Raw genomic sequence first — 26,294 nt, forward strand, 5'->3', positions numbered from 1 at the left:
ATGGCTAAAGAGAAATTTGATCGTTCCAAAACACACTGTAACGTTGGTACAATCGGTCACGTTGACCACGGAAAAACAACTCTTACAGCTGCTATTACAACTGTATTAGCGAAACAAGGTAAAGCACAAGCTCGTGCTTACGACCAAATCGACGGTGCTCCAGAAGAGCGCGAACGTGGGATCACAATCTCAACTGCACACGTTGAGTATGAAACTGACACTCGTCACTATGCTCACGTTGACTGCCCAGGACACGCTGACTATGTAAAGAACATGATCACTGGTGCTGCACAAATGGACGGAGCTATCCTAGTAGTATCTGCTGCTGACGGCCCAATGCCACAAACTCGTGAGCACATCCTACTTTCCCGTAACGTAGGTGTTCCTTACATCGTTGTATTCTTAAACAAATGTGACATGGTTGACGATGAAGAGCTTCTTGAGCTTGTAGAAATGGAAGTACGTGACCTTCTTTCTGAATATGACTTCCCAGGAGATGACATTCCTGTAATTAAAGGTTCTGCTCTTAAAGCTCTTGAAGGAGAAGCAGAGTGGGAAGAAAAAATCATCGAGCTTATGAACGCTGTTGACGAGTACATCCCAACACCTCCACGTGACACTGACAAACCATTCATGATGCCAGTTGAGGACGTATTCTCAATCACTGGTCGTGGTACAGTTGCTACAGGACGTGTTGAGCGTGGACAAGTTAAAGTTGGGGATGAAGTAGAAATCCTTGGTTTAACTGAAGAGCCTAAGAAAACAACTGTAACAGGTGTTGAAATGTTCCGTAAGCTTCTTGACTATGCTGAAGCTGGTGACAACATCGGTGCACTTCTTCGTGGTATTTCCCGTGATGAAGTTGAGCGTGGACAAGTTTTAATTAAGCCAGGAACTGTAAAAGCTCACACAAAATTCAAAGCTGAAGTTTACGTTCTTTCTAAAGAAGAAGGTGGACGTCACACTCCATTCTTCTCTAACTACCGTCCTCAGTTCTACTTCCGTACAACTGACGTAACAGGTATCATCCAACTTCCAGAAGGAACTGAAATGGTAATGCCTGGTGACAACATCGAAATGTCTGTAGAACTTATTGCGCCAATCGCGATCGAAGAAGGAACTCGTTTCTCTATTCGTGAAGGTGGACGTACTGTAGGTTCTGGTGTTGTTACAGCAATCACTGAATAATCTCAACAAAAAACGAGGCGTGATTTCGCCTCGTTTTTTCTTTTTGCGAAATAAGACTGTGATCCTTGAGCCGTTTGTCGGGAGTAAGCGGGGCGCTTTCGCTTTTTTGCCAAGAAAAAATAGGAAGTTGCTTTTCGCCTTTAAACCTTTTATAATAGAAAAAGTGTTTGACAGACAAAAATAGTGCTAGAAAAGCTTGCACTGAGCGCTCATTTTTACTATAATGAGTAATGTTGGTCATTCAATTGCGATGATCCGGAAGGTTGCTGACACACCCGGCCCCATTGCCATGGCGAGTGCCGTCAGGTAAATTTCCGTGGGAGTAAGTCTATTTTACAAAATGGACGAATAAAGGAGGGAAAATAATGGCAAAGCAAAAGATTCGTATTCGATTAAAAGCATATGATCACAGAATTCTTGATCAATCTGCTGAAAAAATTGTTGAAACGGCAAAACGTTCTGGTGCGAAAGTATCTGGACCAATTCCGCTTCCAACAGAAAAAGCTGTTTACACGATCCTACGTGCGGTGCACAAATATAAGGATTCCCGTGAACAGTTCGAAATGCGTACTCACAAGCGTTTGATTGACATCATCGAACCTACGCCACAAACGGTTGATTCATTAATGCGTTTAGATCTTCCGTCAGGTGTAGACATTGAAATCAAGCTATAATTGTACGATTGAATAGATAAAAACGTTTAAATATGGTTTAAATCTTATTAGGAGGTGTGACAAATGGCCAAAGGAATCTTAGGTAAAAAAATTGGGATGACTCAAGTTTTTGCAGAAAACGGTGATTTAATTCCTGTTACTGTCGTTGAAGTTACTCCAAACGTTGTTCTTCAAAAGAAAACTATTGAAAACGACGGTTATGAAGCGATCCAACTTGGATTTGACGATAAAAAGGAAGTTCGTTCAAACAAACCTGAAAAAGGTCACGCTGCAAAAGCAAATACAAGCCCTAAGCGCTTCGTGAAAGAATTCCGCAATGTATCTGTAGCGGATTATGAAGTTGGTCAGGAAGTCAAAGTTGATATTTTTGCAGAAGGTGACATCATTGATGTAACTGGAACATCAAAAGGGAAAGGATTCCAGGGTGTTATTAAACGCCACGGACAATCCCGCGGGCCAATGAGCCACGGTTCTCGTTACCACCGTCGTCCTGGTTCTATGGGTGCAGTTGACCCTAACCGTGTATTCAAAGGGAAGAAACTTCCTGGACGTACTGGCGGAGATGTTGTTACTGTGCAAAACCTTGAAGTAGTTAAGGTAGATGCAGAACGCAACTTACTATTAATTAAAGGTAACGTGCCTGGTGCGAAAAAGAGCTACGTTACAATTCATACAGCTGTAAAAGCAAAAGAAGCTAAATAAGAAGGGAGGATGCATCGATGCCTAAAGTAGTTCTATACAAACAAGACGGTTCTCAAGCAGGCGATATCGAATTAAACGAATCTGTATTTGGTATTGAACCAAATGAAGCCGTACTATTTGATGCTGTTATTATGCAGCAAGCGTCTCAACGCCAAGGGACACATGACGTAAAAAACCGCTCTGAAGTATCTGGTGGCGGACGTAAGCCATGGAGACAAAAAGGAACAGGACGTGCTCGTCAAGGGTCAATCCGTTCTCCACAATGGGTTGGCGGTGGAACAGTATTTGGTCCTACCCCAAGAAGCTATGCTTACAAATTGCCAAAGAAAGTTCGCCGTTTAGCGATTAAATCTGCTCTTTCTTCTAAGGTAATCGACAATGCATTAGTTGTTTTAGATGCTCTTTCTTTTGACGCTCCGAAAACAAAAGAAATGAAGCAAGTGTTAACAAATCTATCCGCAGACAGAAAAGCACTAATTGTAACAGGTGACTTCAATGAGTATGTAGCATTATCTGCTCGCAACATTCCAGGAGTAAAAGTTGTTACAGCAAGTGGTGTAAATGTGCTTGATGTGTTAAACCACGACAAACTGGTTATGACGAAAGATGCTGTGGAAAAAGTAGAGGAGGTGCTTGCATAATGGACGCAAGAGACGTTATTAAGCGCCCTGTAATCACCGAGCGTTCTACTGAAATCATGGGTGAGAAAAAATACACTTTTGAAGTAGATACGCGTGCAAACAAAACACAAATCAAAAACGCACTCGAAGAAATCTTTGGTGTGAAAGTTGCATCCGTCAACACGCAAAACCGCAAAGGGAAATTTAAGCGTGTAGGTCGTCATGCTGGATATACTTCAAAACGTAAAAGAGCAATTGTAACTTTAACTCCGGAAAGCAAAGAATTGGACTTCTTTGAAGGAGTTTAAAAGCCAAAGGTAAAGGAGGGAAATCAAGATGGCTATTAAAAAGTTTAAACCGATTACTAACGGTCGTCGTGGAATGTCACAATTAGACTTTGCTGAAATCACGACAGACAAACCGGAAAAATCATTGCTTGCTCCGCTTAGTAAAAAAGCAGGACGCAACAACCAGGGTAAACTAACTGTTCGTCACCAGGGTGGTGGACATAAACGCAAATACCGTATCATCGATTTTAAACGCAACAAAGATGGAATACCAGGCCGCGTTGCTACAATCGAATACGATCCAAACCGTACGGCTAATATCGCTTTAATTCACTATGCTGACGGGGAAAAACGTTACATTCTTGCTCCGAAAGGGATTAAAGTCGGTCAAGAAATCATGTCTGGCCCAGAAGCAGACATTAAAGTAGGGAACGCTCTTCCGTTAGCTAATATTCCTGTAGGTTCTACCATTCACAACATCGAACTTAAACCAGGAAAAGGCGGACAACTCGCTCGTTCAGCAGGTGCAGAAGCTCAACTTCTAGGTAAAGAAGACAAGTATGCTCTTGTTCGTCTTGGATCAGGTGAGGTTCGCATGATTCTTTTGACTTGTCGTGCAACGATCGGTCAAGTAGGTAACCTTGAACATGAACTAGTGAACATTGGTAAAGCAGGTCGTTCTCGTTGGTTAGGCATTCGCCCAACTGTTCGTGGATCTGTAATGAACCCTAACGATCACCCACACGGTGGTGGTGAAGGACGCGCGCCAATCGGTCGTAAATCACCAATGTCTCCATGGGGCAAACCTACACTTGGATACAAAACGCGTAAGAAAAATAATCCATCTGACAAGTACATCGTACGTCGTCGTAAAAAATAACGTGTTTGTTCTACGGTTCGGGTAGAACCGTAGTACATACGCGAAGGGAGGTTCACGTATGGGTCGTAGTTTGAAAAAAGGACCTTTTGTAGATGACCACTTAATGAAGAAGATTGTTGCGCTTAACGAAGCAAACGACAAAAAAGTTATCAAAACTTGGTCTCGTCGTTCAACAATTTTCCCTGAATTCATCGGACACACTTTAGCTGTCTATGATGGCCGTAAGCACGTACCGGTTTATGTAACTGAAGACATGGTCGGACATAAGTTGGGTGAGTTCGCGCCAACTCGTACTTACAAAGGTCATGCTGCCGATGATAAGAAAACAAGACGCTAATTTGAGGGGAGGTATACAAAATGCAAGCTAAAGCTGTAGCTAAACAAGTGCGCATTGCTCCTCGTAAAGCAAGAATCGTGATCGATCTCATTCGAGGCAAGCAAGTAGGCGAAGCACTTGCGATTTTACGTCTAACACCAAAAGCAGCTTCTCCTATTATTGAAAAGGTGCTTAAGTCTGCTATTGCAAATGCGGAACACAACTATGAAATGGAACCAAACAACCTTGTGATTTCATCAGCTTTTGTTGATGAAGGTATTACGTTAAAACGATTCCGTCCACGCGCTATGGGACGTGCAAGCCGTATTAACAAGCGTACCAGCCACATCACTATCGTTGTTTCTGAAAAGAAGGAGGGATAAATCGTGGGTCAAAAAGTTAATCCGGTAGGACTACGTATTGGCGTTATCCGTGACTGGGAGTCAAAGTGGTACGCTGATAAAGACTATGCTGATCTATTACACGAAGACTTAAAAATTCGTGCGTATATTGAAAAACGTTTAAAAGACGCGGCGATCTCCGGTGTGGAAATCGAACGTGCGGCAAACCGCGTGAACATTACAATTAAAACAGCGAAACCTGGTATGGTAATCGGTAAGGGTGGTACTGAAGTTGAAGCGCTTCGTAAAGCACTTAACGACCTTACAGGCAAACGCGTTCACGTTAATATTTTTGAAATTAAGCAAGCAGACGTTGATGCGAAATTAGTTGCTGAAAATATTGCTCGCCAATTGGAAAACCGCGTATCATTCCGTCGGGCAATGAAACAAGCGATCCAACGTTCAATGCGTGCTGGTGCAAAAGGAATTAAAACAGAAGTATCTGGTCGTCTAGGCGGCGCTGATATTGCTCGTTCTGAATCTTATAGTGAAGGAACTGTTCCTCTTCACACTCTTCGTGCAGACATCGATTATGGAACTGCAGAAGCAGATACCACGTACGGAAAACTTGGTGTAAAAATCTGGATCTATCGTGGAGAAGTCCTTCCAACAAAAGGAACGAAAAAAGAGGAAGGAGGCAAATAATTATGTTAATGCCAAAACGTGTGAAATACCGTCGTGAACACCGCGGAAAAATGCGTGGACGTGCAAAAGGCGGTACAGAAGTAGCATTTGGAGAATACGGCTTGCAAGCACTTGAAGCTTCATGGATCACAAACCGCCAAATCGAAGCTGCTCGTATTGCGATGACTCGTTACATGAAACGTGGCGGTAAAGTATGGATTAAAATCTTCCCATCCAAGCCTTATACAGCTAAGCCTCTTGAAGTTCGAATGGGTTCCGGTAAAGGTGCTCCTGAAGGATGGGTAGCAGTTGTTAAACCAGGAAAAGTAATGTTCGAAGTTGCGGGAGTTTCTGAAGAAATCGCTCGCGAAGCATTACGTCTGGCATCACACAAGCTTCCAGTAAAATGTAAGTTTGTAAAACGCGAAGAAGTGGGTGGTGACACAAATGAAGGCTAATGAAATTCGTAACATGACCACTGCTGAAATCGAACAAAAAGCAAAATCCTTAAAAGAAGAGCTTTTCAACCTTCGTTTTCAACTAGCTACAGGTCAATTGGAAAACCCGGCCCGCATTCGTGAAGTTCGTAAAGCAATTGCCCGTGCAAAAACGGTTTTACGTGAAAGAGAGCTAGGGATTACTAACGGTTAATTCTGGATAAGGAGGTTCGCTAAAATGAGTGAACGCAACCAACGCAAGGTCTACGTTGGCCGTGTTGTTTCTGACAAGATGGATAAAACGATCACAGTGCTTGTAGAAACTTACAAAGAACACCCGCTTTACAATAAGCGCGTTAAGTATTCAAAAAAGTTCAAAGCACATGATGAAAACAACACAGCAAAAATCGGCGACATCGTTAAAATTATGGAAACTCGTCCGTTATCAAAAGATAAACGTTTCCGTCTAGTTGAAGTCGTTGAAGAAGCAGTTATTATCTAACAAATGTTCGGATCATACCCATATCCGAAAGGAGGTCAATTTGCATGATTCAACAAGAAACTCGTTTGAAAGTAGCAGACAACTCCGGTGCGAGAGAGTTACTTTGCATTAAAGTTCTTGGGGGTTCTGGCCGCAAGTACGCAAATATCGGTGACGTTATCGTATGTTCTGTCAAATCCGCTACACCAGGCGGCGTTGTTAAGAAAGGTGACGTTGTTAAGGCAGTAGTTGTTCGTTCTAAACGCGGTGTTCGCCGTAACGATGGATCTTACATTCGTTTCGACGAAAATGCTGCAGTCATCGTAAGAGATGATAAGAGTCCTCGTGGAACTCGTATCTTCGGGCCTGTAGCACGTGAGCTTCGTGAAAAACAATTTATGAAAATTGTTTCCCTTGCTCCAGAAGTACTTTAATTTTTAAAAGAACGCAAGACTAATTGATTGTCTTGTAAGGAGGTGCAATACATGGCAATGCATGTCAAAAAAGGCGATAAAGTACAAGTGATTTCCGGTAAGGATAAAGGCAAACAAGGCGTTATCCTTGAAAGCTTTCCGAAACAAAACCGTGTCCTTGTCGAAGGTGTAAACATTGTTAAAAAACACGCGAAACCTTCTCAGGCTAATCCACAGGGTGGAATCGTCAGCCAAGAAGCACCGATTCATGTTTCTAACGTAATGCCTCTTGATCCGAAGACTGGTACTCCTACCCGAGTAGGATATAAAGAAGTTGACGGTAAAAAGGTACGTGTTGCGAAAAAATCCGGTGAAGTTTTAGATAAATAATTGGCAAGTAGAAAGGAGGGCATTATAGATGAGCCGTCTTCAAGATCGTTATAAAAATGAGATTGTTCCTTCTCTCGTTGAGAAGTTTAACTATTCTTCTGTAATGGAAGTACCAAAAATCGAAAAAATCGTAGTTAACATGGGTGTTGGTGATGCTGTAAGCAACTCTAAAGTGCTAGATACAGCTGTCGAAGAACTAACGCAAATTGCTGGCCAAAAGCCGGTAATCACTCGCGCAAAAAAATCAATCGCAGGCTTTAAGCTTCGTGAAGGAATGCCGATCGGAACAAAAGTAACCCTTCGTGGTGAACGCATGTATGAGTTCCTTGACAAGCTAATTACTGTCGCGCTTCCACGTGTTCGTGACTTCCGCGGAGTTTCTAAAAAGGCTTTTGATGGTCGCGGCAACTACACGCTTGGTATTAAAGAGCAATTGATTTTCCCAGAGATCGACTATGATAAAGTAAACAAAGTTCGCGGTATGGATATCGTTATTGTTACTACAGCTAAAACTGACGAAGAAGCTCGTGAACTACTAACTCAAGTCGGAATGCCGTTTCAAAAATAAACTTTAAAGCCAAAGGAGGAGAGCTCGTGGCAAAGAAATCAATGATTGCTAAGCAACAACGCAAGCAAAAGTTCAAAGTGCAAGAGTACACTCGCTGCGAACGTTGCGGACGTCCTCATTCAGTTATACGCAAATTCAAATTGTGTCGTATCTGCTTTAGAGAACTTGCTTATAAAGGTCAAATTCCTGGCGTGAAAAAAGCCAGCTGGTAAAACCCTGAAACAATGGGAAGGAGGTAAATCATAATGGTCATGACAGATCCAATTGCAGACATGCTTACTCGTATTCGCAACGCGAACACAGTTCGTCACGATAAATTAGAACTACCTGGATCAAAGATTAAAAAAGAGATCGCAGAAATCTTAAAGCGTGAAGGCTTTGTACGCGATGTAGAATACATTGAGGATAACAAACAAGGAATGATTCGCATCTTCCTTAAGTACGGTGCCAACAATGAGCGTGTAATTACTGGTTTAAAACGTATTAGTAAGCCTGGATTACGTGTTTATGCAAAATCAAATGAGCTTCCACGCGTGCTTGGAGGGCTCGGAATCGCAATCGTATCCACATCTAAAGGCATTTTGACGGATAAAGAAGCGCGTCAACAACAAGTGGGCGGCGAAGTTTTAGCATACGTTTGGTAATATCGTTAAGAATGGAGGTGTCAATATGTCTCGTGTAGGTAACAAACCTGTTGAAATCCCAAATGGTGTATCAGTAGACGTGAAAGAAAACAACGTTGTTACTGTAAAAGGACCTAAGGGTGAATTAACTCGTCAATTCCACAACGATATTGTAATCAAAGTGGAAGATAACAACATTCTTGTTGAGCGTCCAAGCGATAACAAGAACCACCGTGCATTACACGGAACAACTCGTAGTGTACTTAACAACATGGTAATCGGTGTAACAAATGGTTATGAAAAAGCGCTAGAATTGATCGGGGTTGGATATCGTGCTTCCAAGTCCGGCAATAAGCTTGTATTGAACGTTGGTTACTCTCACCCGGTTGAAATTGTTCCTGAAAAAGGAATTGAAATCGATGTACCTTCGAACACAAAAATCGTAGTTAAAGGAATCGACAAACAACGTGTTGGTGAAATTGCCGCTAACATCCGTTCAGTTCGTGCTCCTGAGCCATACAAAGGCAAAGGAATTCGCTACGAAGGTGAGTTTGTACGCCGTAAAGAAGGTAAAACTGGTAAATAAGGCCGTAAGCTAGAAAGGAGTGCATAGGATGATCACGAAAGCGGATAAAAATGTCGCTCGTAAGAAAAGACATGCTCGCGTTCGCCGCTCTGTTGTTGGAACAGCTGAGCGCCCTCGTTTAAATGTATTCCGTTCATCAAAGCATATTTATGCGCAAATTATTGATGATCAAAACGGAGTGACAATCGCGTCTGCCTCTACATTAGATAAAACGTTGGATGTTCCAAACGGCGGAAATGTAGAAGCTGCGAAACAAATTGGAGAAGCAATCGCCAAGCGTGCGGCTGAAAAAGGAATTAAAGCTGTAATTTTCGACCGCGGCGGTTATCTATATCATGGACGAGTAAAAGCATTAGCAGATGCAGCTCGCGAAGCTGGATTAGAATTTTAATAGAAGGAGGGAAACTGATGCGTATCGACCCTAATAAACTTGAACTTGAAGAACGTGTCGTAACGGTCAACCGTGTAGCAAAGGTTGTTAAAGGTGGACGTCGTTTCCGCTTTGCTGCAGTAGTTGTCGTTGGTGACAAAAATGGTCATGTTGGCTTCGGAACTGGTAAAGCGCAAGAAGTACCGGATGCGATCCGCAAGGCCATTGAAGATGCTAAGAAAAACTTAATTACAGTACCAATCGTTCGGACAACGATCCCTCACCAAATTACAGGACAATTTGGCGCAGGAAAAGTATTCTTAAAGCCTGCTAGTGAGGGTACTGGAGTTATCGCAGGTGGACCTGTTCGTGCGGTATTAGAGCTTGCAGGAGTAGGTGACATCCTTTCCAAGTCCCTTGGATCAAACAACCCGATCAACATGGTTCGCGCTACTGTTGAAGGTTTAAAGAATCTTAAGCGTGCTGAGGATGTTGCGAAACTTCGCGGCAAATCAGTAGAAGAACTACTAGGTTAAGGAGGGAATCTTAGATGGCTAAGAAATTAGAAATCACCCTCACTCGTAGTGTTATCGGTCGTCCTGAAAAACAACGCGTAACTGTTAAGACGCTTGGTTTACGTAAATTACACCAAACCGTCGTACACGAGGACAATGAGGCGATTCGCGGAATGATTAACAAGGTATCTCACCTTGTTACAGTTAAAGAAATTGAAGCATAAGCTATAGAATTTAAACATGAGGAGGTGCTCAAATGAAACTTCATGAGTTGAAACCAGCAGAAGGTTCCCGTAAAAACCGTAAACGTGTAGGTCGTGGTATCGGTTCTGGAAATGGTAAAACTGCCGGACGTGGGCACAAAGGTCAAAATGCTCGTTCAGGCGGTGGAGTTCGCCCGGGATTTGAAGGTGGACAAAACCCATTAGCACGCCGTCTGCCTAAACGTGGATTTACAAACCCAACTCGCAAAGAGTATGCGATTGTTAATTTAGAGAAGCTTGCTCGTTTCGAAGAAGGAACAGAGGTAACTCCAGAACTTCTAATTGAAACAGGTTTAGTAAGCAAAGAGAAAGACGGAATCAAAATTTTAGGTAATGGCAAGTTAGGAGTTAAGCTGACAGTTAAGGCGCACAAGTTCTCTGCCTCTGCAAAAGATGCAATCATCGCTGCTGGCGGAAAAACTGAGGTGATCTAATGTTCAAGGCAATCTCCAATATGATGCGTGTGGGTGATCTTAGAAATAAAATTTTATTCACACTCGCCATGCTGGTCGTGTTCCGTATTGGAACATTTATACCGGTACCAGGTGTTAACCGAGATGCGTTGCAATTTAATGCTGGAGATTCAAGTATTTTTGGTTTCTTGAACACATTCGGTGGTGGAGCATTAAAGAACTTTTCTATTTTTGCGATGGGGATTATGCCGTACATCACTGCATCCATTATTGTTCAACTTTTGCAAATGGATGTTGTTCCGAAATTTACGGAGTGGAGCAAACAAGGGGAAGTTGGACGGAAAAAGCTTGCCCAGGTCACCCGGTACGGAACGATTGTTCTCGGTTTTATCCAGGCCATTGGGATGTCGATAGGATTTAATAATATTTTTCCTGGCTTAATTGAAGACCCGAGCGTTACAACGTATTTATTTATCGCGTTAGTTTTAACAGCGGGTACTTCCTTCCTTATGTGGTTAGGCGAGCAGATTACTCAAAAGGGAATCGGAAACGGAATTTCCATTATAATTTTCGCGGGGATTGCCGCAGCTATTCCTACTGGGGTTACCCAATTGGTTCAAACGCAATTTAGCGGCGAAAACACGCAAATGTTTATGGCTATTGTAAAATTGCTCATATTGCTGATCGCTGTAATTTTGATTATTACCGGTGTTATCTATGTACAACAAGGTACACGTAAAATTCCGATTCAGTATGCAAAACGAGTCGTCGGACACAAGCCAGTTGGAGGCCAATCCACACACTTGCCAATTAAAGTGAACGCGGCGGGAGTTATACCGGTTATCTTTGCGATTTCCTTAATCGTTACGCCAAGAACGATTGCCGGGTTTTTTAAACAAAATGATGTAACACAATGGATTATTAATACGTTTGACTACACCAAACCAGTCGGAATGATTATATATGCGCTTTTAATTATCGGGTTCTCCTATTTCTATACGTTTATTCAAGTGAATCCTGAACAAATGGCTGACAACTTGAAAAAACAAGGCGGGTACATTCCTGGTATTCGTCCGGGTGCAAATACCCAGAAATATATTACGAGAATTTTATACCGATTAACGTTTGTAGGTTCTATCTTCCTTGCGGCAGTCGCTGTCCTGCCGGTGCTATTTATTGACATTCCGGGGCTTAATTTACCGCAATCGATACGAATTGGCGGAACAAGCCTTTTGATTGTTACCGGTGTAGCGTTAGACACAATGAAGCAAATTGAAAGCCAGTTGATTAAACGGCATTACAAAGGCTTCATCAAGTAATGAGATTTGGGAAGAACCTTCTTCCCCTCTCAAGTCTAGTGTAGTGAGGTATGGAGGGATTAGATGAATCTTGTATTAATGGGTCTGCCTGGAGCCGGTAAAGGAACACAGGCGGAAAAAATAGTCGATCAGTATGGAATCCCGCATATATCTACAGGAGATATGTTCCGAGCAGCCATTAAAGAGGGAACCCCTCTTGGGCTAAAAGCCAAATCGTATATGGATTCAGGCAACCTGGTACCTGATGATGTAACGATTGGGATTGTTCGTGAACGACTTGCAAAAGATGATTGCGCAAAAGGATTCTTACTTGACGGTTTCCCTCGTACAGTCGCACAAGCAGAAGCGCTTGAAGAAATTCTGCACGAGCTGGGTCGCCAGATTGATTATGTGCTAAACATTTCAGTAGATACCGAGCATCTTATGCAAAGATTAACAGGCCGCAGGGTTTGTCAAGTTTGTGGAGCTACCTACCATGTGATCTTTAACCCGCCTAAGGTTGAAGGTATATGTGATAAGGACGGTGGAGACCTTATCCAGCGCAAAGATGATAACGAAGAAACCGTTCGTACTCGGTTAGAAGTGAACATGAAGCAAGCAAAACCATTACTTGATTACTATATGGAAAAAGGTTATTTAAAAACCATTGATGGTGATCAAGAAATTAATAAGGTTTTCTCAGATATTAATGACTACATTGGAGCGTTGGCAAAATGATTATCTGCAAAACGCCGCGCGAAATTGACATCATGCGGGAAGCGGGTAGAATTGTTGCCCTCACTCATCAAGAACTAAAAAAGTATATTAAACCTGGAGTTACAACAAAGGAACTTGACCGAATCGCTGAAAACTTTATCCGTAAACACGGTGCAATTCCTTCATTTAAAAACTATAATGGGTTTAAAGGAAGCATTTGTACTTCCGTAAATGAAGAGCTTGTACACGGGATTCCCGGTAGCCGAGTATTGAATCATGGCGATATTATCTCAATTGATATTGGGGCAAAATACAACGGCTATCATGGAGATTCGGCGTGGACGTACGGAGTCGGTGAAATTAGCGAAGAAGCTCAAAAACTTCTTGATGTAACAGAAGAGTCGCTTTACAAAGGCTTAGAAAAAGCGAAACCAGGTGCAAGATTGACTGACATTTCCCATGCCATTCAAACTTATGCTGAAAGCCATGGGTTTTCTGTGGTCAGAGAGTATGTAGGGCATGGTGTTGGTCAAGACTTACATGAAGATCCGCAAATTCCCCACTACGGACCGCCCGGCAAGGGGCCCATCCTTAAGAAGGGAATGGTACTGGCCATTGAGCCAATGATCAATAGTGGATCTCGTTACGTTCGAACATTATCCGATAACTGGACGGTTGTCACAACGGATGGCAAGTGGTGTGCTCACTTTGAACATACAATTGCAATTTGTGAGGAAGGCTACGAAATCTTAACAACGATCTAAGTGAAGGGTGAGGAAACAGTGAGTGAGGCTGATTCGGTACCGAAAGTTGGTCAGATCGTTCGAATTAAAAAAGGAAGAGATGCCGAAAGTTTGAGCGTAATTGTTAACATCCTTGATGATCGTTACGTCCTTATTGCTGACGGTGACAAAAGAAAATTCGATCGGGCCAAACGCAAAAACCTGAACCACTTAGAATTACTTGATTTTATTTCTCCGGAGGTTGCAAGAAGTATTCTTGAAACGGGCCGTGTAACAAATGGCAAACTACGTTATGCAGTAGCGAAGTTTTCCGACGAGAAAGTCATTGCTCTGAAGAAGGGAGAACAAGTCGATGGCTAAAGAAGACGTAATTGAGGTAGAGGGTACGGTTATTGAACCACTGCCTAACGCCATGTTTCGCGTAGAGCTTGAAAATGGCCATAAGATTCTAGCTCACGTTTCTGGAAAAATCCGAATGCACTACATTCGCATTTTACCAGGAGATAAAGTAACCGTAGAATTGTCTCCATATGACTTATCACGTGGTCGTATAACGTATCGTTTTAAATAAAAATCGTACTCCGTGACATAAGGAGGTAGTAGAAATGAAGGTAAGACCATCAGTCAAACCTATTTGTGAAAAATGTAAAGTTATACGTCGTAGAGGAACTGTAATGGTTATCTGCGAAAATCCAAAACACAAGCAAAAACAAGGTTAAACCTAAGGAGGTGCTTAAATAATGGCACGTGTTGCAGGAGTCGACATTCCGCGCGATAAACGAGTGGTTATTTCATTAACTTACATTTACGGAATCGGTAAAGCGAAAGCACAACAAATTCTTGCTCAAGCTGGTGTTTCCGAAGATACTCGCGTTCGTGATTTAACGGAAGATGAACTGAACAAAATTCGTGAAGTAATTGACAGCCATAAAGTAGAAGGTGATCTTCGTCGTGAAGTATCCCTCAACATTAAACGATTGATTGAAATCGGCAGTTACCGTGGAATCCGCCATCGTCGCGGTCTTCCAGTTCGTGGTCAAAATACGAAGAACAATTCACGTACTCGTAAAGGACCTCGTCGTACAGTAGCGAACAAGAAAAAGTAAGCAAAGGAGGTAAATACTAAATGGCAAAACAACGTAAAACCAATACACGTAAACGTCGTGTCAAAAAGAATATTGAAAGTGGCGTAGCACATATCCGTTCTACGTTCAACAACACGATCGTTACGATTACTGACACTCATGGGAATGCTGTTTCCTGGGCGACTGCTGGCCACTTAGGATTCAAAGGTTCTCGTAAATCCACTCCATTTGCTGCTCAAATGGCTGCTGAAACAGCTGGTAAAACAGCAATGGAACACGGAATGAAAACTGTAGAAGTTTCCGTTAAAGGTCCTGGTGCCGGACGTGAAGCTGCTATTCGTGCCCTTCAAGCGGTAGGCTTAGAAGTAACAGCCATTCGTGACGTTACTCCTGTTCCTCATAATGGATGCCGTCCGCCAAAACGCCGCCGCGTATAATTTTAAAAGCGTTGGTATATATTTTTTAAATGTTGTCTATAATGGACATGTATAAAAAAAGTTTTGGTGACAAACATTAATTAAGTTGTTGGTCGGGAATGCCTACTGAGGAATTTCGGTTGGACTTTATGTCCAACCGAGGTTCGACGTTTGAAGGAGGGTTTTGTTGAATGATCGAAATCGAAAAGCCAAGAATTGAAACGGTTGAAATCAGCGACGATGCCACATATGGAAAGTTTGTTGTTGAACCACTTGAGCGTGGATATGGGACTACATTAGGCAACTCCTTGCGTCGTATCCTACTATCCTCACTTCCTGGTGCAGCTATTACTACGATTCAGATAAATGGCGTATTGCATGAGTTTTCAACAGTGGAAGGTGTCGTTGAAGATGTGACAACGATCATCTTAAACTTAAAGAAACTGGCAATGAAAATTTATTCTGATGAGGAAAAGACTCTTGAAATAGATGTACAGGGTGAAGGAGTCGTAACGGCTGGGGATATTACACATGATAGTGATGTTGAAATTTTAAATCCGGATCTTCACATTGCGACTTTAGCAGAAGGTGCTCATTTCAATATGAAAATGACGGCTAAGCGCGGCCGCGGGTACGTCCAAGCGGAAGGTAACAAACGTGAAGATTTGCCGATTGGCGTAATTCCAATCGATTCGATTTATACACCTATCTCTCGTGTAAACTACCAGGTTGAAAATACCCGCGTAGGACAAGTGACAAACTATGACAAGTTAACACTTGATGTATGGACAGATGGCAGCATCCGTCCGGAAGAGGCAGTTTCTCTTGGAGCGAAGATCATTACCGAACATTTAAATATTTTTGTTGGGTTAACGGATCAAGCGCAAAAAGCAGAAATCATGGTTGAAAAAGAAGAAGACCAAAAAGAAAAAGTTCTTGAAATGACCATTGAAGAGCTTGACCTTTCTGTGCGCTCTTATAACTGCTTAAAAAGAGCAGGCATTAATACCGTTCAAGAACTTGCGAATAAATCGGAAGAAGATATGATAAAAGTGCGCAACCTTGGTAAAAAGTCTCTTGAAGAAGTTCAAGAGAAGCTGGCTGAGCTTGGACTTTCATTACGTTCTGAAGAATAGAGACATAAGTAGCTTTAAAAAGCGTGAGAAGGAGGGAAAAGGATAATGGCATACCAAAAATTAGGTCGTGTGTCTGCGGTTCGTATGGCAATGCTTCGTGACTTAGCGACTGACTTAATCATCAACGAGCGTATTGAAACGACTGAAGCTCGCGCGAAAGAAGTACGTAAGTTTGTTGAGAAGATGATTACGCTTGGAAAACGTGGTGATCTTCATGCACGTCGTCAAGCGGCTGCTTTTGTTCGTAACGAAGCTGCGAAAGTAGAAATCGTAAAGAACGAGGAAACCGGAAAGAAAAAAGAAGTGAAAGAAATGGCTTTGCAAAAGCTATTTAACGATATTGCACCTCGCTATGCAGAGCGTAATGGTGGTTATACGCGTATCGCAAAAATTGGGCCTCGCCGTGGTGACGGAGCTCCAATGGTTATCATTGAGTTAGTTTAATAATCGTAAAGGGTGGGACGGGTGTCTGCCCTTTTTTTATTTCTTTCATTTATGTAAAATAATTAGAGGTAAAGCGATTGTTTAGAGATGAGATAGAGTTCTAGCTGAGGGGGATCAAGCAGTGAAGGAGTTAATTAGCATTAACGACGTTTCGTTCGCGTATCGTGAAGATGAGCCGGCTATTTTGAAAGATGTGAATCTGACCGTTTACGCTGGTGAGTGGCTGGCGATTGTAGGCCATAACGGTTCAGGAAAATCAACACTTGCAAAATTGCTCAATGGCCTGCTCATCCCAACGGCAGGCAGGGTTATCGTTGAAGGATATGATACGGCCAGAGCGGACGAGTTATGGGAAATACGCAAACGGGTCGGTATTGTCTTTCAAAATCCGGACAACCAGTTTGTTGGGACGAGCGTCAGAGACGATGTCGCCTTTGGTCTTGAAAATTTCGGCGTTGTGCGTGAAGAAATGATAACGCGGATTGATGAGGCGGTTCGGAAAGTGAAAATGGAGAAGTTTTTAGATGCCGAGCCGCATCATTTATCAGGCGGACAAAAACAGCGGGTCGCAATCGCGGGTATACTCGCGCAAAAGCCATCCATTATCATCCTTGATGAAGCCACATCGATGCTTGACCCAATGGGACGCAAGGAAGTCATTGAAACCGTGAAAGCGCTAAATGAACAACAAGGAATTACCGTCATTTCAATTACCCATGATTTAGAAGAAGCGATACGGGCAGACCGGGTTATCGTCATGAAACAAGGTAAAGCCATCATGCAAGGAGGTCCGGAAGAGGTTTTTCAGGATGGTGAGATGTTGATCGGAGCAGGGCTGGACTTGCCTTTTTCCGTAAAACTGAGCTTGTCTTTGCAGAAAAAAGGTATTCCATTACCGAAAGCGTACTTAACACAAGAAGAACTGGTGGAAGCATTATGGACATTGTCATAAAACAACTTACACATCGTTATATGATCGGCACACCGTTTGAGAGAGTTGCCCTTGAGGATATCAATCTTCAAATTGCTTCCGGTACATTTCTGGCTGTCATTGGGCATACAGGATCAGGGAAATCAACATTGATTCAACATTTAAACGGTCTGTTAAAACCGACGAGCGGCACGATTGCTATTGGGGACCAGATAATATCAGCCGGTAAGAATAACAAACAGCTTAAAAGCTTAAGAAAGCGCGTCGGTATTGTTTTTCAATATCCAGAACATCAACTCTTTGATGAGACGGTTGAAAAAGATATTATGTTCGGCCCTTTAAACTTTGGCGCTTCGGAAGCGGAAGCGAAAGAGAAAGCAAAAGAAATGCTTGAACTGGTCGGTTTGCCGCTTGGTATACTTAGCCGTTCACCATTTGAACTAAGCGGCGGCCAAATGCGCCGTGTAGCGATAGCAGGTGTTCTTGCCATGGACCCCGAAGTGTTAATTTTAGATGAACCGACAGCCGGGCTTGATCCTAAAGGACGGGTTGAAATTATGGAGTTATTTTACCAGCTCCATCAGAAGAAAAACTTAACGACCGTTCTTGTTACACATAGTATGGAAGACGCGGCAACTTACGCCGACAAAATCGTCGTGATGGAAAAAGGAAAGGTTTATATGGAAGGCAGTCCGAAGCAAATTTTTTCCGAAAGAGATAAGCTTCAGGCAGTGGGCCTTGATGTACCTGAAACCGTTCAGTTTCTTTTAAAATGGCAAAATCGAACAGGTGAGGCAATCGACCTTTCTTCCTTTACACTTGATGAAGTGGCAACAGCTTTATGTAAGCAGTTGAAGAAGGGAGGCTCCTCATGCTAGAGAATGTGATTATTGGCCAATACGTTCCCGGACGATCGATTCTCCATCGGCTTGACCCCCGTTCAAAGCTAATCAGTGTGTTTTTATTTGTGTTCATTGTTTTTTTAGCAAATAATTGGGTGACATATGGATTGCTAGGATTGTTTACGGCAGTTGCGATTGTCGTTTCACAAGTGCCGCTTCGCTTTTTATATAAAGGCTTGAGGCCAATTTTGATCATCGTTTTATTTACATTCGCCCTCCATATTTTCATGACGAAAGGCGGGGCGTTACTCTTTCAATTTGGCTGGCTTAAAATTTATGAACAGGGTGTAGTTCAAGGGTCTTTTATTTCTTTTCGTTTAATCTTTCTCGTTCTTGTCACATCTTTATTGACGTTGACGACAACACCAATTGATATAACGGACGGTCTTGAGCAATTGCTTGGCCCGTTAAAGCGGATTAAGCTCCCTGTCCATGAATTTGCTTTAATGATGTCCATCGCTCTTCGTTTTATTCCGACATTATTAAAAGAAACGGAAAAAATTATGAAGGCGCAAATGGCCCGCGGGGTTGAGTTTACGAGCGGCCCGATTAAAGAGCGGATTAAAGCCTTTATTCCTCTCCTCGTTCCATTGTTCATCTCTTCCTTTAAACGGGCGGAAGAGTTGGCATTGGCGATGGAAGCCCGTGGCTATAGAGGCGGAGAGGGACGGACAAAGCTCCGTATTTTAAAGTGGGGAATGGGAGATTCGATATTAATCGCTGTTCTCCTTATATTGACCATTTCTTTATTCCTGTTACGATCGTGAGGGATTGTGAATGAAACGCTTTAAAGCGACTATTTCTTATGACGGTTCCGGGTTTAGCGGATATCAAGTCCAGCCTGCCGGACGAACGGTACAAGGAGAAATTGAGTCCATTTTAAAAAGGATTCATAAAGGAAAGGACATTCGGATCGCTGCTTCAGGCAGAACAGATGCAGGCGTTCATGCTGTTGGACAAGTATTTCATTTTGATAGTCCCCTGCTTTTAGATCCGGAGAATTGGAAAAATGCATTGAACGCCCAATTGCCTGAGGATATTTATGTAAAAGAGGTCAACGAAGCTTCTCCAGGTTTTCATGCCCGTTTTGACGCCATAAAGAAAGAATACCGTTATCGTCTTTTACGATCAAAGGAGAAGGATGTATTCCGCCGGCATTATGCCTATCATTACCCGCATTTCCTTTGCGCGGAAAAGATAAAGGAAGCAATGAAGGCCTTTCTTGGAACACATGACTTCACTTCTTTTTCATCGGCAAAATCAACAGTAGAAGACCGGGTGCGGACCATTTATGAATTAGAGCTGCTTGAAGAAAAAGACGAATGGATTTTCCGCATTGTCGGCAATGGTTTTCTATACAATATGGTTCGAATAATTGTCGGAACGTTGCTCGATGTTGGCCAGGGGAAAGCAACGGCAGATGATGTAAAAGCCATGCTGCTTGCGCAAAACCGGAGTTTAGCGGGAAAAACGGCGCCCGCCCACGGCCTTTATTTGTACAAAGTAACATACGAAAAGTAAAAAACTCCATTTAGCAATTTTATTCATGACACGCTTGACATCGTTGTTATACTGTTTTATTATATTAGTTGGTATTTCTAAAAGTATCTGCCCTGCCCCGGAAGATATTATTCAGAAATCTGATGAATTATAAAATTAATGAGCGATATAGCGACTGAAAATATAGGAGGGAAATTTCATGCGTACGACATTTATGGCTAAGCCTCAAGATGTAGAACGTAAATGGTATGTGATCGACGCAGAAGGAAAGACGTTAGGTCGTCTTGCAAGTGAAGTTGCATCCATCCTTCGCGGTAAACATAAACCAACGTTCACACCGCACGTTGATACTGGTGACCATGTGATCATCATTAACGCTGAAAAAATTCATTTAACAGGTAAGAAATTAACTGACAAAATTTATTACCGCCACACTGGCCACCCGGGTGGACTTCGTACAAGAACAGCGCTTGAAATGCGTACAACTCGTCCAGTACAAATGCTTGAATTAGCAGTTAAAGGCATGCTTCCAAAGAACAGCCTTGGACGTCAAATGTTTAAAAAGCTTCACGTATATGCTGGTGCTGAGCATCCACATCAAGCACAACAACCAGAAAACTACGAATTACGCGGATAATTTAAAAGGAGGGTATTCACGTGGCACAAGTACAATATTATGGTACTGGACGTCGTAAGCACTCCGTTGCTCGCGTACGTTTAGTTCCTGGTGATGGACGTATCGTGATTAACGGACGTGACATTGACGAATATTTCGGATTAGATACATTAAAACTTATCGTAAAACAACCGCTTAACGAAACGGAAACAGAAGGTAAATACGATGTTCTTGTTAACGTAAACGGCGGTGGATTTACAGGACAAGCGGGTGCAATCCGTCATGGAATTTCCCGTGCGCTATTGCAAGCAGACCCAGAATTCCGCGGTTCCCTAAAGGCTGCAGGATTCCTAACTCGTGACGCTCGCATGAAAGAACGTAAGAAATACGGTCTTAAAGGCGCTCGTCGTGCTCCACAATTCTCAAAACGTTAATTTTATTCTATACGCAAAACCCCGGTTCTATTTCGAACCGGGGTTTTTTATAATGCAATTAAGCCGCTTTCGCTTTTTTAATTGCCATCTTTTATATAGGATGACCGCCTCTTCTTTAGCAAACCATTTAAATAAGAAAGAGAAATTATATAAGAGGAAGAGGAAAAAACATGGCAATCGTAATTACGACATTTAAAGAAAAACAGCGATGTAAAAAAGTTGAATATGAACGAAGGGTGCTTCGAGACCTTTCGCTTGCAAAAATAAAAAAGGAATTTCAGGAGCTTTTCCAGCCCTTTTTCCAGTATTCCCTTTTGTATCAGCAAGATATTGAAGATGCATGCATCGATATCGCCATTGACGCTTATTTATTAGGAGCGGCATATAGCCGATTTGCTTATTATGGTGAACCGCTTCATTCCATAAAAAAAAGAAGCGAAAGCGCACAGAAAGAAATTGTGGAAGGATTATATGACTATTGGCAGTTCTGGTGCTGGGGGACCGATTTAATGATGGAGTCTCTTCATCGCTGCTGCGTGAGCTATGTCGACCGCTGGTGGATGGAAGGATATCAAAACGGAGAAAAACGTTACAAAATGCGCCTTCACTAAAATTTGATAAGACACACTGCCTGTTTCTTCATAAATTTTGTCTTGTCCCATATATATAACCATATAGGCAAACGCGTACTATATGGGAATATGGGAGGAACGAGGATGAAGAAATGGGCAAAGCTTACGGCCTTTGCTTTAGGTGTTGCGGCACTTATCTTTATTTTAACTTACGAATTTTCCGAAAATCATTCCTGGAAATCATGGAATTTACCATTAACGGGAAAAATCATTATTATTGACCCGGGCCATGGGGGAATGGATGGAGGCGCCGTCGGTGATGGTGGTGTTATTGAAAAGGATATTTCGCTTAATATTGCCTTAAAGCTTCGCGATTACTTGCAGGAAGCAGGAGCGCTTGTCATTATGACGCGCGAAACAGATAGAGATCTGGCGGATGATGATACGAAGCGAATTAGTGCCAGAAAAACGGAAGATCTCCGAAAGAGGAAAGAAATTATAAATGGGTCCAATGGGGATTTATTTGTAAGTATTCATTTGAATGCTATTCCTTCCCCGCGATGGAGGGGAGCTCAAGTCTTTTACCATCCAACAGGCAAAGAAGGGGAAGAAGTGTCAAAATTTATACAGGATGAAATAAAACGCAACCTCGAAAATACGGATCGGCTTGCAAAATCAATTGATGGTATCTACTTGCTTCGAACAGCAAAAATACCTGGAACATTGGTTGAAGTTGGCTTTTTATCCAATCCAACCGAACGGGAGCTTTTGAAAACGGAGCATTATCAAATGCAAGTTGCCGCATGTATATACCAGGGCATCCTTCGATACTATACAAATGAACCTGTTCCGAAACATTAGGGACAAGGTTTTTTTGTGCTATACTAAATATATATGAATTCATAAAGAAGGAGTGGCTTCATTGTTAACTGAAGAAAAAGTTATTGAATTATTAGCAGGCATTCAAGACCCGTTTTTACATAAAAGCCTTACAGAAACAGGCGCAATTCGCGAAATTAAAGTAAAAGAAGGCTATGTAAGCCTTAAGATTATGGTCGCCAAAGAAGGCACCCCGGAACAAATGAGACTTCAACAAGAAATTGTTGCCACTTTAAAAAATGCAGGTGTAGAATCCGTCGGGCTGCGCTTTGAGGAAATGAAATCCAATCAGGGACAAGCAAATGTAAGCGTTCCTCCATTACTATCGCCAAATAGCAAAACGGAATTTATTGCGATTGCCAGCGGGAAAGGCGGCGTTGGGAAATCGACAGTTTCCGTGAATTTGGCCACTACTCTTGCCCGGCTTGGAAAAAAAGTCGGATTAATTGATGCGGATATTTATGGATTTAGCGTACCAGATATGATGGGCATTACAGAACGGCCACGTGTTGTCGGTGAAACGATATATCCAGTTGAGCGATTTGGTGTCAAAGTCATTTCAATGGCATTTTTTGTGGAAGAAAATACGCCTGTTATATGGAGAGGGCCGATGCTCGGCAAAATGCTAATGAATTTCTTTAGTGAAGTAGAATGGGGAGAGTTAGATTATATGCTGCTCGACCTGCCGCCAGGTACAGGCGACGTTGCCCTTGATGTGCATAAAATGCTCCCGAAATGCAAAGAAATCATTGTCACGACGCCACATGCAACAGCAGCATTTGTAGCTGCCAGGGCGGGATCGATGGCGTTAAAGACTGACCATGAGATTCTTGGCGTTATTGAAAACATGTCCTATTTCGAAAGTCAACTAACAAAAGAAAAAGAATATGTATTTGGCAAAGGCGGGGGCAAGCGCCTGGCTGAAGAATTGAACACCCCTCTATTAGGACAGCTGCCGCTTGGGCAACCGGAAATTGACGAGAATGATTTTGCGCCGAGCATTTACGGGCCTGAACACCGTATTGGCGCCATTTACACTGAAATCGCGGAAAAGATTATCGACCAGTTAAAAAAATAAAACAAAGCAACCCCTCTTCTTTATAAGAGGGGTTGCAGCTTATTTACCGCCCTGTTTTTTTTCGCCTTTTTCTTTTTCACCAGTTTGGGCAATTTCTTCATGGGCGGCCTTTGTCACCATATCGGAAATTTGGGCTTTAATGAGAGGGCTTTTAAAAGTCTCAAGCATTACTTTTTTCATTTCATTTTGCATCTGTGTAGTATGGACAAGGTCAAGCGCTTTTTTGGCCATGTTAGGATTTTGCAGTATTTTCATCATTTGTTGTTGATAGGCTGGATCATTCATAAGACTTTTCAACAATTGTTCATGTTCTTTTTTTAAACTTTTCGCATACGTCTGGGCAAATTTTGGATCTTTGAAAGCATTTTCCCAGAACTTTTGACCTTTTTCAGAAAGAAGCTGCTGTTCAATAGTCGTTTTAACGATATTTTGATCAAGCAATAACTGTTGTTTCATTTTTTCATCAGACAGCACTTCTTTGATGGCCTTTTTCCCGTCTTCTGTTTTTAATAAGTCTACAAGCATTTTTTTGGTCGCTTCATAGTCGGTATGGGTTACACCCTGGGCTTCATTTTGCGCACAGCCATTTATTGCAAAAAGAAGAAAACAGAAGAGGACCACTATCCAAGTCTTCTTTTTCACGTCTCTTCTTTCTCCCTTCTATCCTTTCTTACCTTTAGGTTTGGTTAGTTTGGGTGATTTATTCAGGTTAATAAAGGAAAACTGGCTTTTTAAATCAAGGATTGGTACAATCGAAAAGGATAACTGATTTGGAGGCAGTCGGAGTGAAATCAAAGGATGTTGTTTTTTTATTTTTTTCAACATTGCTGATTGGAATTGGCGCGGATATTATCACCGGTTTTATTTTAAAATTGCCCACGGGCGGGATTAAAGCTTTTTTTCTATACATAGTGGGGCTAATTGGATTTGGCGCCATTTATAGTGTATTCAGCCAAATGGGCTTTTTCGCTTACTTAACGGTTCATCGCTTTGGTTTAGGAATTTTTAAATCACAGGCATTATGGAATGGAGTTCAATTGGTCATTACTGTTTTTGTATTATTTGACCTGTTTTATCTCCGTTATACGGCTTTTTATAAAAAAGGAGAGTCGATCGCCTCTTACTTTATCATTCCAATTGTAGTGCTTGTGATCGGGTTAATCGTTGCGTACTTTAAACAAAAGGCGACGAATCGCGGAGCATTTATTCCTACATTGTTTTTCATTGTTGTTGTAACGACAGTGGAATGGGTGCCGGTTTTAAAACAAAATGATGTTTATGCCAATTGGATGGCCTTTGTCCCATTAATTTTGTGCAATGCGTATCAAATTTTAATCTTGCACCGCCTTAATCAACAAAATGCGAAAAGAACTTCTGCACAAGGGTAGGCAGAAGTTCTTTTTATTATCTTATTTCTTCGCTTTGAGCCTTAGTGTTGGCGATGAGTTCGCTGACGCTGACAAAAGAGTATCCCTCTTTTTTCAATGTATCGATGATGGTAGGAAGTGCCCGTTCCGTCTGTTTAACGGAATCAGAAGCATGCATTAAAAGAATATCGCCAGGATGGATATCTACTGTAGCATTTTTAATAATGGTTCGCACCCCGGGATTTTGCCAATCTTTTGTATCAATACTCCAATGAACGATCGTATGATGGAGGCTTTCAGCCACTTTTAAAACCCGTTTATCAAAGTTTCCGTTTGGCGGGCGTAATAATGAAGTCGTTTTTCCGGAAACTTTCTTAATTTTTTCTTGTGATAATAAAATGTCCCGGCGAATTTGCCCGTTTTCCCAATCGGTATAATTTTTAAATTGGTATCCAAGGCTTCCAATTTCGTGGCCGTCTTTTACAATTCGCTCAACAACTTCAGGATGACGTTCAGCCCAGGCGGCAGAAATAAAAAATGTGCAATTTTTTATGCCATTCTCTTTTAAAACATCAAGAATAGGAATGGCGCGTTTTTCTCCCCAACTAATATCAAAGGTTAAGGCTATTTTATTTCCCTTGTCCTCCCCCTTATAGATAGCGCGTGGCCCATCTTTTGTAGAAAAGACGGTAAGCTGCTCTTGCCCGATAAAGGCTAAACAAGCAGCAAAAAAGGCGGAAAAGACAATCACCATGTATTGTTTTATCTTTTTACCATTAACGACGCAAAAAAACTTCATAAGAAGACCCCCTTGTCCATTCCTTCTTAGAAAAAACATATGTAAGAACAATTGATGTATGCCTGATTTTTAATGAAAAAATTTTTTTAAAAAAATAGTTGACGTCAGAATAGAATACATGCTATATTATTTCTTGTCGCTGCAAGACAAGCAGCTTTCGAAAAAACGTCAAAAAAAGATGTTGACACTAAGGAAACAAGGTGTTAAGATATAAAAGTCGCCAAAACGAGCGACGGGACAAAAAACATCTTTAAATGTTCTTTGAAAACTAAACAAAAGCCAGGTAAGTCAGGGATAATAAAATCCCGTTAATTACTTTAAATGATTGAGCAAGACAAACTTTATTGGAGAGTTTGATCCTGGCTCAGGACGAACGCTGGCGGCGTGCCTAATACATGCAAGTCGAGCGAACGGAAGGAGAGCTTGCTCTCTGGAAGTTAGCGGCGGACGGGTGAGTAACACGTGGGCAACCTGCCTCATAGATGGGGATAACACCGAGAAATCGGTGCTAATACCGAATAATAGAGCGGAGCGCATGCTCCGCGCTTGAAAGTCGGCTTTGAGCTGACACTATGAGATGGGCCCGCGGCGCATTAGCTAGTAGGTGAGGTAACGGCTCACCTAGG

At 42.1% G+C, this 26,294-nt stretch carries 44 protein-coding genes and 1 rRNA gene; 43 read left to right on the top strand and 2 right to left on the bottom strand.

Annotated features, from left to right (window positions below; all coding sequences use genetic code 11):
• The 41 genes from tuf (at position 1) to H538_RS0113570 (ending at position 23,502) form a co-directional block, all read left to right on the top strand.
• Positions 1–1,188 carry an elongation factor Tu gene (tuf, locus tag H538_RS0113365; protein WP_026678038.1) on the top strand — a complete coding sequence of 396 codons (1,188 nt, stop codon included), beginning with the start codon at positions 1–3 and terminating at the stop codon, positions 1,186–1,188.
• Between the two features lie 365 nt (positions 1,189–1,553).
• Positions 1,554–1,862, top strand: a complete 309-nt coding sequence (gene rpsJ / locus H538_RS0113375) for a 30S ribosomal protein S10 (protein WP_007203552.1) — start codon at positions 1,554–1,556, stop codon at positions 1,860–1,862.
• Positions 1,863–1,925: 63 nt separating this feature from the next.
• Entirely contained in the window at positions 1,926–2,564 is a 639-nt protein-coding gene (rplC, locus tag H538_RS0113380; protein WP_026678040.1) for a 50S ribosomal protein L3, read from the top strand.
• A gap of 17 nt (positions 2,565–2,581) precedes the next feature.
• Positions 2,582–3,205, top strand: coding sequence for a 50S ribosomal protein L4 (gene rplD / locus H538_RS0113385; RefSeq protein ID WP_026678041.1), 624 nt, complete (start codon positions 2,582–2,584; stop codon positions 3,203–3,205).
• Positions 3,205–3,492, top strand: coding sequence for a 50S ribosomal protein L23 (gene rplW, locus H538_RS0113390; RefSeq protein ID WP_026678042.1), 288 nt, complete (start codon positions 3,205–3,207; stop codon positions 3,490–3,492). Before rplD ends, rplW begins: the two co-directional genes overlap by 1 nt.
• 28 nt (positions 3,493–3,520) lie before the next feature.
• Entirely contained in the window at positions 3,521–4,351 is an 831-nt protein-coding gene (gene rplB, locus H538_RS0113395) for a 50S ribosomal protein L2 (RefSeq protein ID WP_026678043.1), read from the top strand.
• Between the two features lie 58 nt (positions 4,352–4,409).
• Positions 4,410–4,688 carry a 30S ribosomal protein S19 gene (rpsS, locus tag H538_RS0113400; protein WP_026678044.1) on the top strand — a complete coding sequence of 93 codons (279 nt, stop codon included), beginning with the start codon at positions 4,410–4,412 and terminating at the stop codon, positions 4,686–4,688.
• A 20-nt stretch (positions 4,689–4,708) separates the two neighbouring features.
• Complete coding sequence (gene rplV / locus H538_RS0113405) at positions 4,709–5,050, top strand: 50S ribosomal protein L22 (RefSeq protein ID WP_026678045.1); 342 nt, start codon at positions 4,709–4,711, stop codon at positions 5,048–5,050.
• Positions 5,051–5,053: 3 nt separating this feature from the next.
• The gene (rpsC, locus tag H538_RS0113410; RefSeq protein WP_026678046.1) at positions 5,054–5,713 is read left to right on the top strand and encodes a 30S ribosomal protein S3; all 660 of its coding nucleotides are present in this window, start codon (positions 5,054–5,056) and stop codon (positions 5,711–5,713) included.
• A gap of 2 nt (positions 5,714–5,715) precedes the next feature.
• Positions 5,716–6,150, top strand: coding sequence for a 50S ribosomal protein L16 (gene rplP / locus H538_RS0113415; RefSeq protein WP_026678047.1), 435 nt, complete (start codon positions 5,716–5,718; stop codon positions 6,148–6,150).
• The gene (gene rpmC, locus H538_RS0113420) at positions 6,140–6,343 is read left to right on the top strand and encodes a 50S ribosomal protein L29 (protein ID WP_026678048.1); all 204 of its coding nucleotides are present in this window, start codon (positions 6,140–6,142) and stop codon (positions 6,341–6,343) included. The genes rplP and rpmC overlap by 11 nt, the downstream gene beginning before the upstream one ends.
• Before the next feature lie 24 nt (positions 6,344–6,367).
• Entirely contained in the window at positions 6,368–6,631 is a 264-nt protein-coding gene (gene rpsQ, locus H538_RS0113425; protein ID WP_026678049.1) for a 30S ribosomal protein S17, read from the top strand.
• A 44-nt stretch (positions 6,632–6,675) separates the two neighbouring features.
• Positions 6,676–7,044 carry a 50S ribosomal protein L14 gene (gene rplN, locus H538_RS0113430; protein WP_026678050.1) on the top strand — a complete coding sequence of 123 codons (369 nt, stop codon included), beginning with the start codon at positions 6,676–6,678 and terminating at the stop codon, positions 7,042–7,044.
• Between the two features lie 57 nt (positions 7,045–7,101).
• A complete protein-coding gene (rplX, locus tag H538_RS0113435) occupies positions 7,102–7,413 on the top strand; it encodes a 50S ribosomal protein L24 (RefSeq protein WP_026678051.1) in 312 nt (103 codons plus the stop codon).
• A gap of 28 nt (positions 7,414–7,441) precedes the next feature.
• Entirely contained in the window at positions 7,442–7,981 is a 540-nt protein-coding gene (gene rplE / locus H538_RS0113440; RefSeq protein WP_026678052.1) for a 50S ribosomal protein L5, read from the top strand.
• Between the two features lie 26 nt (positions 7,982–8,007).
• Positions 8,008–8,193 carry a 30S ribosomal protein S14 gene (gene rpsN / locus H538_RS0113445; protein WP_008356542.1) on the top strand — a complete coding sequence of 62 codons (186 nt, stop codon included), beginning with the start codon at positions 8,008–8,010 and terminating at the stop codon, positions 8,191–8,193.
• 33 nt (positions 8,194–8,226) lie between these two features.
• Entirely contained in the window at positions 8,227–8,625 is a 399-nt protein-coding gene (gene rpsH / locus H538_RS0113450; RefSeq protein WP_026678053.1) for a 30S ribosomal protein S8, read from the top strand.
• A 25-nt stretch (positions 8,626–8,650) separates the two neighbouring features.
• The gene (gene rplF / locus H538_RS0113455) at positions 8,651–9,190 is read left to right on the top strand and encodes a 50S ribosomal protein L6 (protein ID WP_026678054.1); all 540 of its coding nucleotides are present in this window, start codon (positions 8,651–8,653) and stop codon (positions 9,188–9,190) included.
• 28 nt (positions 9,191–9,218) lie between these two features.
• On the top strand, positions 9,219–9,581 hold the full coding sequence (gene rplR / locus H538_RS0113460) for a 50S ribosomal protein L18 (protein ID WP_026678055.1): 363 nt from the start codon (positions 9,219–9,221) through the stop codon (positions 9,579–9,581).
• 14 nt (positions 9,582–9,595) lie between these two features.
• On the top strand, positions 9,596–10,096 hold the full coding sequence (gene rpsE / locus H538_RS0113465) for a 30S ribosomal protein S5 (RefSeq protein ID WP_035350884.1): 501 nt from the start codon (positions 9,596–9,598) through the stop codon (positions 10,094–10,096).
• Positions 10,097–10,110: 14 nt separating this feature from the next.
• On the top strand, positions 10,111–10,299 hold the full coding sequence (gene rpmD, locus H538_RS0113470) for a 50S ribosomal protein L30 (RefSeq protein WP_026678057.1): 189 nt from the start codon (positions 10,111–10,113) through the stop codon (positions 10,297–10,299).
• 32 nt (positions 10,300–10,331) lie between these two features.
• Positions 10,332–10,772, top strand: coding sequence for a 50S ribosomal protein L15 (rplO, locus tag H538_RS0113475; RefSeq protein WP_026678058.1), 441 nt, complete (start codon positions 10,332–10,334; stop codon positions 10,770–10,772).
• On the top strand, positions 10,772–12,070 hold the full coding sequence (gene secY, locus H538_RS0113480; protein ID WP_026678059.1) for a preprotein translocase subunit SecY: 1,299 nt from the start codon (positions 10,772–10,774) through the stop codon (positions 12,068–12,070). Before rplO ends, secY begins: the two co-directional genes overlap by 1 nt.
• Before the next feature lie 63 nt (positions 12,071–12,133).
• A complete protein-coding gene (locus H538_RS0113485) occupies positions 12,134–12,787 on the top strand; it encodes an adenylate kinase (RefSeq protein WP_026678060.1) in 654 nt (217 codons plus the stop codon).
• Complete coding sequence (gene map, locus H538_RS0113490) at positions 12,784–13,530, top strand: type I methionyl aminopeptidase (RefSeq protein ID WP_026678061.1); 747 nt, start codon at positions 12,784–12,786, stop codon at positions 13,528–13,530. Before H538_RS0113485 ends, map begins: the two co-directional genes overlap by 4 nt.
• Before the next feature lie 18 nt (positions 13,531–13,548).
• Positions 13,549–13,869, top strand: coding sequence for a KOW domain-containing RNA-binding protein (locus H538_RS0113495; RefSeq protein WP_026678062.1), 321 nt, complete (start codon positions 13,549–13,551; stop codon positions 13,867–13,869).
• Positions 13,862–14,080 (top strand): translation initiation factor IF-1, encoded by a 219-nt coding sequence (gene infA, locus H538_RS0113500; protein WP_026678063.1) that lies wholly within the window; start codon positions 13,862–13,864, stop codon positions 14,078–14,080. Before H538_RS0113495 ends, infA begins: the two co-directional genes overlap by 8 nt.
• Before the next feature lie 34 nt (positions 14,081–14,114).
• Positions 14,115–14,228 (top strand): 50S ribosomal protein L36, encoded by a 114-nt coding sequence (rpmJ, locus tag H538_RS0113505; protein WP_007203526.1) that lies wholly within the window; start codon positions 14,115–14,117, stop codon positions 14,226–14,228.
• 21 nt (positions 14,229–14,249) lie between these two features.
• Positions 14,250–14,615 (top strand): 30S ribosomal protein S13, encoded by a 366-nt coding sequence (gene rpsM / locus H538_RS0113510; RefSeq protein ID WP_026678064.1) that lies wholly within the window; start codon positions 14,250–14,252, stop codon positions 14,613–14,615.
• Positions 14,616–14,635: 20 nt separating this feature from the next.
• Positions 14,636–15,031 (top strand): 30S ribosomal protein S11, encoded by a 396-nt coding sequence (gene rpsK / locus H538_RS0113515; protein ID WP_026678065.1) that lies wholly within the window; start codon positions 14,636–14,638, stop codon positions 15,029–15,031.
• A gap of 170 nt (positions 15,032–15,201) precedes the next feature.
• Positions 15,202–16,146: a DNA-directed RNA polymerase subunit alpha gene (locus tag H538_RS0113520; protein WP_026678066.1), complete on the top strand. Its 945-nt coding sequence runs from the start codon at positions 15,202–15,204 to the stop codon at positions 16,144–16,146.
• A 45-nt stretch (positions 16,147–16,191) separates the two neighbouring features.
• The gene (gene rplQ / locus H538_RS0113525) at positions 16,192–16,590 is read left to right on the top strand and encodes a 50S ribosomal protein L17 (RefSeq protein WP_026678067.1); all 399 of its coding nucleotides are present in this window, start codon (positions 16,192–16,194) and stop codon (positions 16,588–16,590) included.
• 121 nt (positions 16,591–16,711) lie between these two features.
• On the top strand, positions 16,712–17,542 hold the full coding sequence (locus H538_RS0113530) for an energy-coupling factor ABC transporter ATP-binding protein (RefSeq protein WP_026678068.1): 831 nt from the start codon (positions 16,712–16,714) through the stop codon (positions 17,540–17,542).
• A complete protein-coding gene (locus H538_RS0113535) occupies positions 17,527–18,399 on the top strand; it encodes an energy-coupling factor ABC transporter ATP-binding protein (protein WP_026678069.1) in 873 nt (290 codons plus the stop codon). Before H538_RS0113530 ends, H538_RS0113535 begins: the two co-directional genes overlap by 16 nt.
• On the top strand, positions 18,393–19,190 hold the full coding sequence (locus H538_RS0113540) for an energy-coupling factor transporter transmembrane component T family protein (RefSeq protein WP_026678070.1): 798 nt from the start codon (positions 18,393–18,395) through the stop codon (positions 19,188–19,190). Before H538_RS0113535 ends, H538_RS0113540 begins: the two co-directional genes overlap by 7 nt.
• Positions 19,191–19,200: 10 nt before the next feature.
• Positions 19,201–19,944: a tRNA pseudouridine(38-40) synthase TruA gene (gene truA, locus H538_RS0113545; RefSeq protein ID WP_026678071.1), complete on the top strand. Its 744-nt coding sequence runs from the start codon at positions 19,201–19,203 to the stop codon at positions 19,942–19,944.
• A 178-nt stretch (positions 19,945–20,122) separates the two neighbouring features.
• Positions 20,123–20,560 (top strand): 50S ribosomal protein L13, encoded by a 438-nt coding sequence (gene rplM, locus H538_RS0113550; protein WP_026678072.1) that lies wholly within the window; start codon positions 20,123–20,125, stop codon positions 20,558–20,560.
• 20 nt (positions 20,561–20,580) lie between these two features.
• A complete protein-coding gene (gene rpsI, locus H538_RS0113555; RefSeq protein WP_026678073.1) occupies positions 20,581–20,973 on the top strand; it encodes a 30S ribosomal protein S9 in 393 nt (130 codons plus the stop codon).
• Positions 20,974–21,143: 170 nt separating this feature from the next.
• A complete protein-coding gene (locus tag H538_RS0113560; RefSeq protein ID WP_026678074.1) occupies positions 21,144–21,584 on the top strand; it encodes a DUF2521 family protein in 441 nt (146 codons plus the stop codon).
• A gap of 105 nt (positions 21,585–21,689) precedes the next feature.
• Positions 21,690–22,406, top strand: a complete 717-nt coding sequence (gene cwlD, locus H538_RS0113565) for an N-acetylmuramoyl-L-alanine amidase CwlD (RefSeq protein WP_035350887.1) — start codon at positions 21,690–21,692, stop codon at positions 22,404–22,406.
• Between the two features lie 61 nt (positions 22,407–22,467).
• On the top strand, positions 22,468–23,502 hold the full coding sequence (locus tag H538_RS0113570; RefSeq protein ID WP_026678076.1) for an Mrp/NBP35 family ATP-binding protein: 1,035 nt from the start codon (positions 22,468–22,470) through the stop codon (positions 23,500–23,502).
• A gap of 39 nt (positions 23,503–23,541) precedes the next feature.
• On the opposite strand, the gene gerD is transcribed toward H538_RS0113570, so the two are convergent.
• Entirely contained in the window at positions 23,542–24,144 is a 603-nt protein-coding gene (gene gerD, locus H538_RS0113575; RefSeq protein WP_035350891.1) for a spore germination lipoprotein GerD, read from the bottom strand.
• Between the two features lie 143 nt (positions 24,145–24,287).
• Between gerD and H538_RS0113580 the strand changes: the two genes are divergently transcribed.
• On the top strand, positions 24,288–24,890 hold the full coding sequence (locus H538_RS0113580; protein ID WP_026678078.1) for a KinB-signaling pathway activation protein: 603 nt from the start codon (positions 24,288–24,290) through the stop codon (positions 24,888–24,890).
• Between the two features lie 16 nt (positions 24,891–24,906).
• On the opposite strand, the gene pdaB is transcribed toward H538_RS0113580, so the two are convergent.
• Positions 24,907–25,668, bottom strand: coding sequence for a polysaccharide deacetylase family sporulation protein PdaB (pdaB, locus tag H538_RS0113585; protein WP_026678079.1), 762 nt, complete (start codon positions 25,666–25,668; stop codon positions 24,907–24,909).
• Between the two features lie 341 nt (positions 25,669–26,009).
• On the opposite strand from pdaB, the gene H538_RS0113590 reads away from it, so the two are divergent.
• A 16S ribosomal RNA gene (locus tag H538_RS0113590) occupies positions 26,010–26,294 on the top strand; the annotation flags it as partial.

It is taken from the genome of Fictibacillus gelatini DSM 15865 (assembly GCF_000430745.1).
GTDB lineage: Bacteria > Bacillota > Bacilli > Bacillales > Fictibacillaceae > Fictibacillus_A > Fictibacillus_A gelatini.